The organism is Mycobacterium sp. FW102-FHT13B02, from assembly GCF_058790275.1.
Genome location: NZ_JBYTCM010000003.1, coordinates 48,614 through 63,257 on the forward strand (window position 1 = coordinate 48,614; position 14,644 = coordinate 63,257).

The following is a 14,644-nucleotide window of genomic DNA, read 5'->3' on the forward strand; positions in this document are numbered from 1 at the left end:
GACCAACACGCTCGACCACGCGGAGGCCAGGTTGCAGAATCCGGAAGCTTTTCTCGACCAGTTCGCCGACGACGCGGCCGGCCGGGCATTCGCCGAGCCGTACCACACGCCCGACGGAGCGACCGTCCTTCCCGTGGCGAAGATCGGCCGCGGCGGCACCGGCACGACGGCAAAACCGCTCGGTGTGTTCGTCATTCGCGATGGCGGCACAACGTGGGTACCGGCGGTGGATGCCGATCGCATCGCGCTGATCGGTGTCGTGACCGGCCTGGTGACCGCGGTGATCGGCTGTCTGGCGATACTGCGCCGCCCACCGTGGCCTGACCTGTCCGACCACGGGAGTCCGGCGTCGCGTCGCCGCCGACTCAATCCATAACTCCTTCGTCGCGTGGTTTCGCGATCCCGCGCCCGGGTATCTGGAGTGCGGGGGTCGTGGAGTTGTTCTGCCGCGGGACAGCGCGGAAGAGCGATTCCTTCCAAAAACGAGCACACGCAAGGAGTTCAACCCATGACCTTGAAGAAGACCGCAGCACGCGCAATCGCAACCAGCATGCTTGGCCTGGCGGGACTCGGTGTCGGCGCAGGTCTCGCGCAGGCGGATTCGCATACCCCGATGCCGCCACCGCCGCCGGTTCCCGGCATGACCGGGCCTGGAGTGAACGCCGGAACCCCGGGCAACCCGCTGCCGCCGGGACAGGGCTACCTCCCGCCTCCGGGGCACGGTGGGCCGATGCCGCAGGACCGCATTCCGTTCACCGCGACGCCGTCGTGGGTCCAGGTTCCGGTGGTGCCGCCCATGGGCACTCCGCCGGCGCCGCCGCTGCCGGCCTGGGCCACCGGTATGCAGGTCGTTTGGAACCCTGACCTGGGCGCCTGGGGCGTTTGGGACATGGGAACCAGCACGTTCATTCGGCTCTAGCACCCCAAGAAGCGGCCGCCATCTCGTCGTGACGACGGGGTGGCGGCCCGCATTCATCTACCGCCACGAGTTGTCATCACCAAAATCACCGGAAACTGTACGCATACTCCCAGCTTCATTTCAGGCGGAAATGCTAACTCCTACGTCAATTCTCTCTACCGTTACCGCCGGACGTTGGCAGCGGGCAGACGGAGGGGATGGCCATGGGTTGCGCACGGTATATCGGTCGGGTCGGGGCCCTGGCGGTGTTCCTCGGGGTGGGTGTATCGGTCACGACAGCGCAGGGCATCGCCTACGCCGAGCCGACATCGTCGTCCAAATCGACATCGACCAACACCTCACATGCCACGGATGCGGCGAGCCCGGAGAAGCCGGCATCCAAACCCGCGCCCACGCCGGCCACCGCCACACAGCCCGGCGCCACGCCGGCATCGACAACAGCGGATTCCACGCCGTCCTCGGGCCACAATCCCACAGCGCGGCCGGGCAAGGTCAGCGATAACAAGAACAGCGACAACAAGGGCACCGAAACAGCCGACCGACACCGTAACGCGAATCTCAATCGTCACGCGGGAAGCGTCACCGCAACCGCGGCAACGTCGACGCCCGTCGGCGAATCCGTCGGCACCACAAAGAAACTCAGTCAGCCGCAACCCACCGCTGCCACGATCAACCACTCCCCCGCGCCCGCGCTCGCTGCGACGGCGGCCGTGCCGGCCACCGCATCCGTAGCCCATACCACGACGACGACCCCGTTGGCGGCGACTCTGACCCCGACACCGACCGTGACCGCCCCGACCGCGACCAACGTGATCGGCCAAATCATAGGTGCGGCAAAACAACTCATCGGCATCGCCCTGCAACCCTTGGTGTCGGCCCTGCCGTCGAACGTGCCCGCCAACTCACCGGCGCTGTGGACGGTGCTCGCCTGGGTGCGCAAGCAGATCGAGACGAATCTCCTTCCACCACATGTGGTTTCCGCCTGGAACGTAACCAGTCCGAATCTGCTGACCAACCCGGGCGCAGAGCTCGGTGACCCGTCACTGTCCGGCGGCAGCACGGTGTCCATTCCCGGCTGGACCGTCACTGGCACGCCTACCGTGATCAAGTACGGCACCGTGCGCCAGATCCCGTTGGGGCTCTCGACGCCGGGCCCGACGCTTCCCGCCATCTTCAATTTCCCGAATGACCCTGCTGCCCCTGGCGACAAGCAGTTCTTCGGCGGCGGGAATGTCGCGACCTCGACCTTGAGCCAGACCGTCGATCTGAGCGGCGCCGCATCGAGCATCGATGCCGGCTCGACGCCGTTCAAACTGAGTGGGTATTTGGGCGGCGCGATGATCGACCCATCAGAAGCATTGGTGAATGTCCGCTTCCTCGACGCCAGCGGAACCCAGCTGGGCGTCGGTAACCTTGCGCCCGTCGGCCCGCTCGACCGCTGGTTCCAGACCGGACTGCTCGAACGCAGTACCGAAGGCACCGTTCCCGTCGGCACGCGCTCTGCGCAGGTGACCGTGACGCTGCAGGACTTGAACCCGTTCACGGGTGGCTACAACAACGCGTTCGCCGACAACCTGTCATTCACCGTCGGGGCGGCCCTGCCCGCACCGCCGCCACCCACCCCGCCGAAGTCCACGGTCGGCGCACTGGATCACGTGTTCATGGTCTATCTGGAGAACAAGGGCTACGGCGATATCGTCGGCAGCCCCAATGCGCCGTACCTCAACAGCTTGATCAACACCTACGGTGTCGCGACCGACTACTACGCGCTGACCCATCCGAGCGATCCGAACTACTACCCGATCCTCGGCGGCTCGGACTTCGGCCTCAGCTACAACTGCGCGACCAACTGCATCAACGCCACGAACCTCGCCGACAGAATCGAAGCCGCCGGCAAGACATGGGCCGGATATGCGCAGGGCATGTCCGCGGCCGGACCGTACGTCTCGACAAGTGACTACGCGCCCGACCAGTTGCCGTTCCTGGCGTACAGCGATATCTACAACAACCAGGCTCGGGCCGACGCCCATCTGCATCCGCTGACCCAGATGGCGACCGATCTCTCGTCGTCGGCCACAGCACCCAGCTTCGCCTGGTTCGCGGCCAACGAGGCCAACAACGGTGAAGGGCCGCTCGACTTCCCCGCCGGTTACCTGAACTTCATCGGCAGCATGCTGACCAACCACCAGTACAACGTGAAGGCGGCCGACCAGTTCGCGCAACAGACCGTCCCGACCATCCTGAATTCGGCGGTGTGGAACGACCCGACACAGAAGTCGGCCATTTTCATCACGTTCGACGAAGACACCGACAATCTGTCGCTCGGCTTCGGCAATGGCGGCAATCGCGTTGTCACCGTGGCGATTCCATCGCCGGGCGCCGTCAGCGCAGGAATGCGGTCGGGCAACTTCACCGACACCAGCTACGCCAACCACTACAGCTTGCTGCGCACCATCGAGGATTCGCTCGGTTTGGCACCGCTGACCAACAACGACGCCTACGCCGCACCTCTCAACGACTTCTGGGGTACGCCACCGGTCATGCCGTAACCGGCGGGGTACCCACCCCCAGAGGTGAACGTAGGACCCGAGAAACCTCGGGTCCTACGTTCACTTCAGCAGGGGTCAGCAGATCAGAACCAGTCGACCTGCGCCTCGACGGTGGTGCGGTCCAGGCTGGCCAGCAGGTCCAGCTGAGTCGTCACCTTGGGCAGCTCGTAGCGGAAGAAGTACTGCGCGGCAGCACGTTTCCCGTCGTAGAAGTTGCCGGTGTTGCCGCCGACGGCGTTCAGCTGCTCCAGCCAAATCCAGGCCATCACGACGTGGCCGGCGGCCTCCAGGTACGCAGTCGAGTTCGCCAGGGTGGTCTCGGGATCGCCGGCGGCCCACAGCGTCGCGGTCACCTCGACCAGGCGCTCGGTCTGGGCCTGCAGCTCCCGTGCGTAGCCGGCAGTAGCCTCAGATTGCAGTGCGGTCTGGACGGTTTCGTTGATCCGGCGCTGCAGCAGCTTCAAGCCGGCGCCGCCGGACATGACGACCTTACGGCCCAGCAGGTCGATGCCGTGGATACCGTGCGTGCCTTCGTGAATCGCGTTCAGGCGGTTGTCGCGGTACTGCTGCTCCACGTCGTATTCGGTGGTGTAGCCGTAACCGCCGTGGATCTGGATGCCCAGGTTGTTGGCTTCCAGGCACCACTGCGACGGCCAGCTCTTGGCGATCGGGGTGAGGACCTCGAGCATCAGGTTGGCCTCGTCGAGCTCGGCACCGGTGAAGATCCGCATCTCGTCGACCAGCCGGGCGCAGTACAGGCCGAGCGCCAAAGCGCCTTCCACATAAGACTTTTGAGCCAGCAGCATGCGCTTGACGTCGGCGTGCTCGATGATCGCGATCTGCGCGCGTGACGGGTCCTTGTCGCCGACCGGACGGCCCTGGGTGCGCACCTTGGCGTACTCCAGCGACGTGAGGTAGCCGGCGTAACCGATGGCGGTGGCCATGGAGCCGACGGCGACACGGGCCTCGTTCATCATGTGGAACATGTAGGCCAGGCCGCGGTGCTCCTCGCCCACGAGGTAGCCGACAGCACCCGGCTCGTCGGTGGGTCGGTGGCTGCCGTCACCGAAGTTCAGCAAGGCGTTGGTGGTGCCGTGGTTGCCCATCTTGTGGTTGAGGCTGACGAGTGCGACGTCGTTGCGGGTGCCGTCGGTCAGGAACTTCGGCACGACGAACAGCGAGATGCCCTTGACGCCGGGACCGCCGCCGGGGACCTTGGCCAGCACCAGGTGGACGATGTTCTCGGCCAGCTCGTGATCGCCACCGGTGATCCACATCTTGGTGCCGGTGACGCGGTAGGTGCCGTCGGCGGCCTTGGTGGCCTTGGTGCTGATGTCGGCGAGCGAGGAACCCGCGTCCGGCTCCGAGAGGCACATGGTGCCGAAGTAGCGGCCTTCGAGCATCGGGCGAACCCAGGTATCGATCTGCTCTTCGGTGCCGTACTCGGTCAGCAGGTTCGCGTTGCCGACGGTGAGGAACGCGTACGAGAAGGTGGCGGGGTTCGCGGCGCGGAAGAAGGCCGCCGAGGACTGCGCGACCACGTTGGGCAGCTGCATGCCGCCGACGCGCTCGTCGAACGAGCTGGCCATCAGGCCCGCGGCGTTGAAGTCGTCCAGTGCCTGCTTGATCTCGTCGATCAGCACCACTTTGCCGGTCTCGTCGACGAACGGCGGGTTGTGGTCGGCCTTCTTGTTGTGCGGCGCGAAGCGCTTGGTCGCAATGTCGGCGCTCAGGTCGAGGACGGCGTCGAAGGTGTCACGCGAATGCTCGGCAAAGTGCTCGTGCTTGGTGAGCTCGACGACGTCGAGCCACTCGTACAGCAAAAAGTCCAGGTCGCGCCGAGACATGAATTCAGTCACGTGGTTCTACCTTCCAAAGCAGCCGAACATTAGCAGTCGCTCATTTTCTAAGCGATTGCTATTATCGCCTATTGACCAGGCCTGTGTCAACTGTGTGTACGATCACGTGCACATGAAGACCGACCGGACGACCGATTCGGCCGCAGCCGAACGCATCCGGCGCGCGGCCATCGAGGCGTTCGCCGAGTCCGGCTACGGCGGCACCTCCACCCGCCAGATCGCCAAGCGCCTCAACATGAGCGCAACGGCCATGTACCCGCACTACCGGTCAAAGGAAGAGCTGCTCTACGCCATCACGCTCGAAGGTCACGGCAGCCTCTTGGCGACCTTGCGCGCCACGGACGACGCCGCCGCACCATGCGCCGAACGCTTTCATGCGGTCGTCGCGGCGTTCGCCACCTGGCACGCGGAGAACAGCAAGCAGGCCAGGGTAGTGCAATACGAACTGCACGGCCTGACCCCGGCCCACTACCGCACCATCGCCCCACTGCGCCATCAGGTCACCGCGGTGATCGCCAACATCATCGAAAGCGGTATGGCGACAGGCGAATTCCACGTCGACAACCTCGACGACGTCGTCATGGCAATCTCGTCGCTGTGCGTCGACGTCTGCCGGTGGTTCCCCTCGCGCACGCACCGCGATCCCCACAAATTGGGCGAAATCTACGCCCAGGTCGCCGCCCGCCTGGTGCGCTGACCGTCCTCCTCGGCGCTCCTGCCGAAAGGCCATAGAGCGGCGTATTTTTCACGCTCTACCTGCCATTACCGGTGGGTGATCGGCGGCGGTCGTGATGTACTTGCTGCCGACGACAGGAGGCCCGATGGTCAACCCTCCACCAGAGGTCCGCAATGAGGTCGCGACGGCAGCCACCGACGTTCCCTCCGCCCCGGGCGCCGAGCCGCTGCCTGAGGTCCGGTTGCGGCGCGTGCGCGGGAGATTCAGCATCCAGTCGAAGCTCATCGCGATGCTGCTGGGCGCCAGCATCGTGTCAGCCGCCGTGGTGGGATTCATCGGGTACCAAACCGGGCAGGCGTCCCTGCGGAACGCTGCCTTCGACCGCCTCACGCAGGTCCGCGAGACCCAGGCCCGCCAATTCGTCGTCCAGGTCTCCACGCTGAAGAAGGCCTTGCTCGTCTACACCAGTGGACCGGCGATGGCCGAGGCAGTGCAGGCATTCGGCACCGGGTTCGACGAGTTGGCGGGCGCCCCAATCGATCCCGCCCAGCAGCAAGCCATCGTCAACTACTACAACCGCGATCTGATCGACCCGATCGAGCGTGCGACGGGAGCCAAGCTCAACCTCGACGTGCTGCTGCCATCGTCCAACGCGGCCAGGTACCTCCAGGCCCGCTACACCGTCCCCGCGGGACAACAGGGTGCGTCGCCTCCTGCCCCGGGCCCCAGCGCCTGGGCGGCCGCCGCCAACCGATACGACCCGTTCTTCGAGAAGATCGTGAGCCTGTTCGGATACGGCGACGCATTGCTGATCGACCTGGCGGGCAACGTCGTCTACTCGGCGAAGAAGTGTGCCGACCTCGGGACCAACGTCGTGTCCGGGCCGTACGAGCAGGGAAATCTGCACGAGGCCTACGCGAAAGCGATGGGCGCTGACCGAGTCGACTACGTCGCGGTCACCGACTTTCAGACCTATCATCCGGCCGGCGATCATCCCGTTGCGTGGATGGGAGCGCCGGTCGTGGCGGGCGGCCGCACGATCGGCGTGCTGGCACTGCAGCTACCGATCACCGGGATCAACGCGCTGATGACCTTCAACGGGAGGTGGCAGGAGAACGGCCTCGGCGCCACCGGCGAAACCTACCTCGCCGGAGCCGACGACCTCATGCGGTCGAATTCACGGCTGTTCGTCGAGAACAAGCAGGCCTTTCAGCGCGACGTCACCGCGGCCGGAACGCCCGCGGAGCTGGCCGAGCGGGCAATCCGACTCGGCGGCACGACCCTGATTCAGCCCGTCGGCGGGGACGCCACCCGGGCGGCACAGCGCGGCCAGACCGGCGTGCGGATCACCATCGACTACCTCGGTCGGGAGACCCTGCAGTCCTACGCGCCGGTGTCGGTGGGGCCCGACGTGACGTGGACGATCGTGGCCAAGATCGATACCGCCGAAGCCTTTGCACCCGAACGGGTCTTCACCAGGACCATGGGCGTGGCGCTGACCGCGATCGTCATTCTGGACTGCCTCGCCGCCATGGCGTTGGCGCAGTTGTTCGTGCGCCCCATCCGCCGGCTCGAGGCCGGCGCCCAGCAGGTCAGCCGCGGCGACTACGCCGCCGTGATCCCGGCGCGGACCCGGGACGAATTCGGTGATCTGACAAAGACTTTCAACGACATGAGCCGGCTCCTGGGCATCAAAGACGATCTGCTGCGTCGCGAACGCCAAGAGAATGCGCAGTTGCTGCGTTCGCTGATGCCCGAGGCGGTCGCGCAGCGGTACCGACAAGGCGAGGAGACCATCAGCGAGAGCCATCAGGACGTCGCGGTGCTCTTCGCCGACATCGACGGGCTGGATACCCTCGCCAGCGAGCTACCGTCCGACGAATTCCTGACCGTGGTCAACGAATTGGTTCGCCAGTTCGACGACGCCGCCGAACGGGGCGGCGTCGAGCCCATGCGCATTCTGCGCAACGGCTACACGGCCAGCTGCGGCCTGAATGTGCCGCGGTTGGACAACGTCGAGCGCATCGTGGCGTTCGCCATCGAGATGCAACGCATCGTGGCCCGCCTCAACGCCGAGGACAATCTGCAGCTCGGTTTCCGGGCCGGTATCGACACCGGCCAGGTCACCAGCGGGCTGGTCGGCAGCAACACGATGATCTACGACATGTGGGGCAGCGCAGTCGACCTGGCCTATCAGATCCAGGCCGGCGGCGGTGAACCCGGTATATACATCACGTCGCGGGTGCGCGACACGGTGCACGACACTCACCGGTTCACCCAGGCGGGACAGTTCACCGCCGGCGATGCCGAGGAGCCGGTCTGGCGGCTGACGGGGCGGCGGTGACCATGTACACCTCGGGGCCGTCGTGGTTCTTGTGGGTCGCCGTCATCGCCATCGGCCTGCCGGCCAGCCTGATCCTACTCACCGAATGGCGTCGGTCTCTCCTGCGCCGGCACAGTCCGCTGGCCGCGCCCGTGGGGCTCTTGCGCACCTACGTCCTACCGGTCGCGGCAGTGCTGTTCCTGCTGCTCAAGGTCGCCGTCGTCCCCGCGCGCGATATGCCCATCCGGATCGTGGCGACCGTACTGGTGTTCCTGACGCTTCTGCTGGTGCTCTCCGGTCTGAACAACACCATGTTCGCGAACGCGCCAGAAGCGTCGTGGCGCAGCCGGATCCCGCGGATTTTCGTCGATGTGGCCCGCATGGTGCTCATCATCCTGGGCCTGGCGGTGATCTCCCGCTACATCTGGGGCGCCAACGTCAAGGGCGTGTTCACCGCGGTCGGCGTGAGCTCGGTGGTCATCGGTCTCATGCTCCAGCACTCGGTCGGCCAGATCGTGTCCGGTCTGTTCATGCTGTTCGAGCAGCCGTTCCGGATGGGCGACTGGCTCGACACCTCGGCGGCCCGCGGCCGCGTCGTCGAGGTGAACTGGCGGGCCGTCCACATCGAATCCAGTACCGGCGTGCAGATCACGCCAAACTCGGTGCTGGCCGGCACGTCCTTCACCAACCTGAGCCGGCTGGCCACCGCGCACGCCACAGTGACCACCACGTTCGCCGCCACAGATTCGCCCGACCAGGTGTGCGCCACGCTCACCCGGATCGCGACCAACCTCCCGCAGCGCGGCGGCGATGTCGAGCCGTCGACAGTGCCGATCGGGGACCACAAGTACCGCACCACCATCGGCCTGAATTCCCCTGGCGACGACGAGGCCGTCCAGGCCACGTTCCTGCGTTGGGCCTGGTATGCCGCGCGGCGCGACAAACTGCACCTCGACGGTGTCGCCGACGACTACTCCAGCCCGAAACGCCTCGAGGAGGCGCTCGACGACGTCGCCGGCCCGGCGCTGCGGCTGAGCCAGAGCGACCAGCGGGCCCTGATGCCCTACGCACGTCTGATCCGTTACGGCACAGGCGAACTCATTCACGCGCCCGGTGAGGTGCCGAAGACCATCACGGTGCTGGTCTCCGGACGAGTGCGGTTGACCGTGCCCGCAGGCGACGGCTCCGTCACCACGGTTCGCAGCCTCGACAAAGGTGCGCTCCTTGGCGTTGCCGCGTTCACCCGCCAGGCCAACTTGGCGTACGCACACGCCCTCGACGAAGTCACCCTGCTGCAGATCGAGCACGACGAGATCCAGCGGCTGCTGACCGACCGGCCCCTGCTGTCCCGGGAATTCGGCCGCCTCATCGACGAGCGCCGTACCGAGGTGCAGTCCGTCCGTAGCGCGGCGAAGAAGGCGATTGCGGCCGCCGGTCAGGACGTCACCGCTCAGGACGCTCGGCCGTCAATCGCGGCCCCTGGGGGTCAGGGAGCCGAAACTCGTTAGCTCGCGGCCACGCTCAGTTCACCGGCCAGTTCGCGTCGCAGCACCTTGCCTGTCGGTGAGGTCGGTAACTCGTCCCGGAACACCACGCGATCGGGCGTTCGAGACCCCCGCAGGGCTGCCCGTACATACTGGCGCAGCGCCTCGGGGTCAGGGGAAGCGTCGACTTCGGGAACGACGACCGCGACGATGATCTGTCCCCATTCGGGATCCGGCACACCGACCACCGCGACGTCGCGCACCTGCGGATGCTCGACGAGGACATCCTCGAGCTCGGCGGGTGCGATGTTCTCTCCCCCGCGGATGATGGTGTCGTCAGACCGGCCGTTGATGAACAGGAAGCCCTCGGAATCCAGCCAGGCGAGATCACGGGTCGGGAACCAGCCGTTCTCGTCCAGCACCGAACCGAGGTCGGTGTACTTGCCCGACACCTGCTCACCGCGGATGAAGAGCTCACCGATCTCGCCGTGGCCCAACGGTTTACCGTCGTCGGCCCGGATCTCCACCTCGATGCCGGGTACCGGTCTGCCGACCGATCCCAGTCGCTTTTTCACGTCCTCATCTGCTGACTCGTGCGCGGCACGGTGGTCCTCGGGCGTGAGGACGGCAATGGTCGAACTCGTCTCGGTCAGCCCGTAGGCATTGACGAACCCGACCTCCGGCAACAGGTCGAGGGCCCGACGGACCAGCGGCAGCGGCACTTTCGATCCGCCGTAGGCCAGGTTGCGCAAGGAAGCCGGAGTCGGCGCGCCGCGCACGAGTTCGCCGACGATCCGGTCCAACATGGTCGGCACCACGGTGCCCGATGTGACAGCTTCCGCGGCCGCCAGTCGGAGCCATTCGGCAGCATCGAACTTCGGCAGGTACACCATCTTTCGGCCCGCGTACAGGTTCGACAGCGCCGCGCTCACGCCGGCGATGTGGTACGGCGGCACGCAGATCAGCGCGGCATCCTGCGCGTCCGAGGAGTCGAATTCGACGGTGCCGGTGACGTAACTGGTCAGGTTGTGATGCGAGAGCTCGACAGCCTTCGGCTTGTTCGTCGTGCCCGAGGTGAACAGCACGATGGCGACGTCGTCGGGGTCGGCGAATGCGGCCGGAGTTTCAGCGCAGGTGGCTGCATCGACGAAAGCCTTCGATGCCATTGCGCGGTGGCAATTTTCGGCAACCTCGGCGTATTCCTCGTCGTAGACCACCAACGGATCCGGCAAGCGCGCGATGAGGTCGCGCAACGCGGCCGGACTGAGGCGGTAATTCAGCGGCGTCAGCGGACGGTTCGCCCTCGCCGACGCGAAGATGAGGAGCGGCAGCATGGCGCCGCCGGTCCCGATGTACGCGACGCTGCCTGCACCGGACGCCGCCACCACTGCGCCGCCGCCGTCGGCGAGGCGGTTGAGTTCATCTGTCGTCCAGCGGGTTTCGCCAGAGACGACTGCGGTGCGGTCCGGATTGGCGGACGCCGCCATGTCGAGCAGAAGGGCAAGACTCACCGAGGGCTCCGTCTAGATGGGTGGAACTTTCATCCGAGCAACAATGTAAATCACGTTATCAGAAACGATAACGCAATTTCTATACGCTCTCATCAACCCGTCGGATTTGCGCTTTACCAGCGAGAATTACATTCTCGCATGTCGTCCGGTCACGCCCGAGTGCGGCGCTCCAACCTCGGGCCGGCCAAGGCGACCAGGGCGTCTTTCGTGACCTTCCCGGTGGCGTTCTGCGGGAGTTCCTCGACGAATTCGATGAACCGCGGCGCCTTGTAGCCCGCCATGCGATCTCGACTCCACGCGATCAGCTGTTGTTCGGTCACGGGCGACGCCGGGACGACGAACGCCATGCCCACCTGCCCCAGCCGATCGTCGGGAACACCGATGACCGCGACCTGGTCCACTGCCGGGTGTTCGAGCAGATAGCCTTCGATCTCCGCCGGGTAGGCATTGAAGCCGCCGACGATGAACATGTCCTTCTTCCGGCCGATGATGCGCAGGCGACCGCCGTCGTCAAACGATCCGAGGTCACCGGTGTGCAGCCAGCCCGCCACGTCGATGGCGTCCGCTGTCGCGACCGGATCATCAAGGTATCCCGCCATCACCGTGTACCCACGCACCAGTACTTCCCCGTCGTCGGCGATCCGGACCTCGACCCCGTCGGAGGGCCGGCCGACCGTGGTGGCGATGTCCTCGAACGAATCGTCCGGCCGGGACATCGTGGCCGTGCCGCACTCGGTGAGCCCGTACCCCGTCGCGAGCGTCTGGAACGGCAGCTCGTGCAGGACGCGGCGCACCAGCTCCACCGGAATGTCGGCGGCGCCCGTGACACCGGCCCGCAACGTGGCCAGCCTCTTCTTGTCCGACACCGCCAGCAACGAGTGATAGAGCGTGGGCGGGCCGGGCAACATCGTGATGCGCTCCCGTTCAACGAGTTCCACGACGGCATCAGCGTCGAACACCGCCACCGGCAGCATGGTCGCGCCGCGGATCAACGAAGAGATGATGCCCGCCTTGTAACCGAAGGTGTGGAAGAACGGGTTGACGATCAGGTACCGGTCGCCTTCACGTAGGTCGACCCGGTCGCACCATTCGGCGTACTGCCGCAAGGTCTGCCGGTGGTTCATCATCACGCCCTTGGGGCGGCCGGTCGTGCCTGACGTGTAGATGATGTCGGCAATGTCGTCGCCGTCGATGTCCGGGCACACAAAAGGCTCTGCACAGTCCAGGAATCCCGACTTGAGGTCAATGGCCGGCACACCTGTGGGGACATCGAAATCCTGCCCCAGGAAGCCTTTCTCGACCAGAACCGCCTTGGCGCCGCTCCGCAGGATGATGTCGGCCGCCTCCTCGGTCTTGAACCGGGTGTTGACCGGGACCACCACTGCGCCGGCAGTCAACAGACCCAACGCGGCGAGTACCCAGTTGGCCGAGTTGGGCGCCCAGATGGCGACGCGGTCTCCCTTCGTGACGCCCAGTGCATGGAAGGCCCCGGCCGCTTGCCGCGTGCGCCCTGCCAGTTCGGTGTACGACAAGCGCAACGGCCCGTCGATAAGCGCCTCCGCGTCGCCGAATCTGTCAGCGGTGCTCAGCACCATCTGCGGAATGGTGTCCCAACTCATGACCGAAGTCCTTGTCGCACCAGGAATTTCTGCACCTTGCCGCTGGCGGTCCGCGGATAGTCCGCCACCTCGTGCAGCTCCTCGGGCCACTTCTGGCGCGCCACGCCCGCGGCCGCGAAGTGTTCGCGAACTTGCTGCAGCGTCGGCAGTGCATGGCCGGGCCGGACGCGCACGACGGCCGCCACGCGCTCGCCCAGCCGGGCATCGGGTGCGGCCACCACTACCGCGTCGGCAATGCCCTCCATACCCAGCAGCACCTCTTCCACTTCCACGGCACTGACGTTCTCGCCACCACGGATGATCACGTCGGACTTGCGGTCGGTGATGGTGAGATAGCCGTCGTCGTCGAGGAATCCGATGTCACCGGTGCGGTACCAGCCGTCGTCGTCGAATGCCTTCGCGGTCAGCTCGGCGTCGGTGTAGCCGAGACACAGGTCCGGCCCTCGGCTGAAAATCTCGCCCTCATCGGTCAACCGGATCTCGACACCCGGCCGCGGATCGCCGTCGGTGAACAGGCGCTTCGGCTCGGGCGCGGTCGGATGCGTGCCGGTGATCGACGGGTGTTCGGTACTGCCATACGCCCGGTAGACGAAAACGCCGAGATCCGACAGCCGGCGCGTCACGGCCGCCGGCACCGACGACCCGCCCAGGCCAACGGTTTTCAGCAGCGACCGGTGCTCGGCCGTGCAGTCGGGATGGTCGAGCAGGCTCGTGACGAAGTAGGGCGGCCCACCACCGACCGCCAGTCCGTCGCGTTTCATCAATGCCAGCACCTGGCCGGCATCCCAGCTGTCGCAGAGGTTGATGGGCCGCCCCTCCAGCACCGGAATCAGGAACGCCCCGACCATGCCGATGAAGTGGCCGACGGGCGCGACGGTCAGCTCTTTGCCACGTTTGGTGGGGTATCCGGCGTTGAGTTGGCGCGTCTCGCAAACCAGCGTCTGGTGACTATGTACGACGCCTTTGGGGTTGCTCGTCGTGCCGGAGGTGTAGGCGATCAGCGCGGGCGCCGCCGGATCGACGGGAAGGGTGCCCGCCATCGGTTCCCCGGCGAGCAAGTCATCGAAATCGCGGCCCACCACCGCGACTATCGGCACATCGGCGCACAGATCAGCGTGGTAGGCCGGACGGCCGGCGTTGTCGGCGGTGATGAAGACCCGCGGGTCGGCATCGGCGAGGATGTGCGCGAGTTCCTTGCGGCCGTAGAAGTGCACGATCGGGACGACAACCGCACCGAGGAACGCCGACGCCCAGAACACCGCGGCGGCTTCCATCCAGTTCGGCAGCTGGAAGGCCACGACGTCGCCGGGTCCCACGCCACGTGCCCGCAGTCCGGCCGCGAGCCGACGAGCCACGCGCTCAGCCTCGACATAGGTGCCGGACCAGCCCCGGACGGCCGAGTGGATCCGGAAGTCGGCGCCGGGAGCGGCCCGCAGGCCGGCGGCCAGCAGGTCACCGACGGTCTCGGTGGTCCACCAGCCATTGTCTCGGTATCTGACGGCGAGATCAGCGGGGACGGTGCGGTTTACGGGGCTGCGAAGACCAGTCATGACACTGAGGATCGTATTCTCGAAAATAGAGAATGCCAATATCACTGCCGGGCTCGTCGACGGTCCTGGCAACCAAAAAACTTTGGTCACTTTATTTGCGCTGGTCACAGTAGATAACTGGTGTCACTTCACGGCCGATTTCTTGTCGGTCGTT

The 14,644-nt window shown here is 65.8% G+C and carries 10 protein-coding genes; 6 read left to right on the top strand and 4 right to left on the bottom strand.

Translation table 11 applies throughout. The features are described 5' to 3' along the window. The first annotated feature begins 31 nt into the window (after positions 1 to 31). The 3 genes from AC3WTE_RS05805 (at position 32) to AC3WTE_RS05815 (ending at position 3,468) form a co-directional block, all read left to right on the top strand. Entirely contained in the window at positions 32 to 376 is a 345-nt protein-coding gene (locus AC3WTE_RS05805) for a hypothetical protein (RefSeq protein ID WP_492436396.1), read from the top strand. A gap of 132 nt (positions 377 to 508) precedes the next feature. After that, positions 509 to 919 carry a hypothetical protein gene (locus AC3WTE_RS05810; RefSeq protein WP_492436398.1) on the top strand — a complete coding sequence of 137 codons (411 nt, stop codon included), beginning with the start codon at positions 509 to 511 and terminating at the stop codon, positions 917 to 919. Positions 920 to 1,122: 203 nt separating this feature from the next. Continuing rightward, a complete protein-coding gene (locus AC3WTE_RS05815) occupies positions 1,123 to 3,468 on the top strand; it encodes an alkaline phosphatase family protein (protein ID WP_492436399.1) in 2,346 nt (781 codons plus the stop codon). A gap of 83 nt (positions 3,469 to 3,551) precedes the next feature. Here the strand turns inward: AC3WTE_RS05815 and AC3WTE_RS05820 are convergent, their stop codons facing one another. Beyond that, the gene (locus tag AC3WTE_RS05820) at positions 3,552 to 5,315 is read right to left on the bottom strand and encodes an acyl-CoA dehydrogenase (protein ID WP_492436815.1); all 1,764 of its coding nucleotides are present in this window, start codon (positions 5,313 to 5,315) and stop codon (positions 3,552 to 3,554) included. Between the two features lie 124 nt (positions 5,316 to 5,439). On the opposite strand from AC3WTE_RS05820, the gene AC3WTE_RS05825 reads away from it, so the two are divergent. The 3 genes from AC3WTE_RS05825 (at position 5,440) to AC3WTE_RS05835 (ending at position 9,834) form a co-directional block, all read left to right on the top strand. Then, entirely contained in the window at positions 5,440 to 6,024 is a 585-nt protein-coding gene (locus AC3WTE_RS05825) for a TetR/AcrR family transcriptional regulator (protein ID WP_492436400.1), read from the top strand. 124 nt (positions 6,025 to 6,148) lie between these two features. Then, entirely contained in the window at positions 6,149 to 8,347 is a 2,199-nt protein-coding gene (locus tag AC3WTE_RS05830; RefSeq protein ID WP_492436402.1) for an adenylate/guanylate cyclase domain-containing protein, read from the top strand. Positions 8,348 to 8,349: 2 nt separating this feature from the next. Continuing rightward, positions 8,350 to 9,834: a mechanosensitive ion channel domain-containing protein gene (locus AC3WTE_RS05835; protein ID WP_492436816.1), complete on the top strand. Its 1,485-nt coding sequence runs from the start codon at positions 8,350 to 8,352 to the stop codon at positions 9,832 to 9,834. Here the strand turns inward: AC3WTE_RS05835 and AC3WTE_RS05840 are convergent. From AC3WTE_RS05840 to AC3WTE_RS05850, 3 genes are all read right to left on the bottom strand, one after another. After that, positions 9,831 to 11,321, bottom strand: a complete 1,491-nt coding sequence (locus AC3WTE_RS05840; RefSeq protein ID WP_492436404.1) for a class I adenylate-forming enzyme family protein — start codon at positions 11,319 to 11,321, stop codon at positions 9,831 to 9,833. The genes AC3WTE_RS05835 and AC3WTE_RS05840 overlap by 4 nt on opposite strands. A gap of 149 nt (positions 11,322 to 11,470) precedes the next feature. Further along, complete coding sequence (locus AC3WTE_RS05845) at positions 11,471 to 12,940, bottom strand: FadD3 family acyl-CoA ligase (RefSeq protein ID WP_492436405.1); 1,470 nt, start codon at positions 12,938 to 12,940, stop codon at positions 11,471 to 11,473. Continuing rightward, positions 12,937 to 14,490 (bottom strand): AMP-binding protein, encoded by a 1,554-nt coding sequence (locus AC3WTE_RS05850; RefSeq protein WP_492436407.1) that lies wholly within the window; start codon positions 14,488 to 14,490, stop codon positions 12,937 to 12,939. The genes AC3WTE_RS05845 and AC3WTE_RS05850 overlap by 4 nt, the downstream gene beginning before the upstream one ends. Between the last annotated feature and the right edge of the window lie 154 nt (positions 14,491 to 14,644).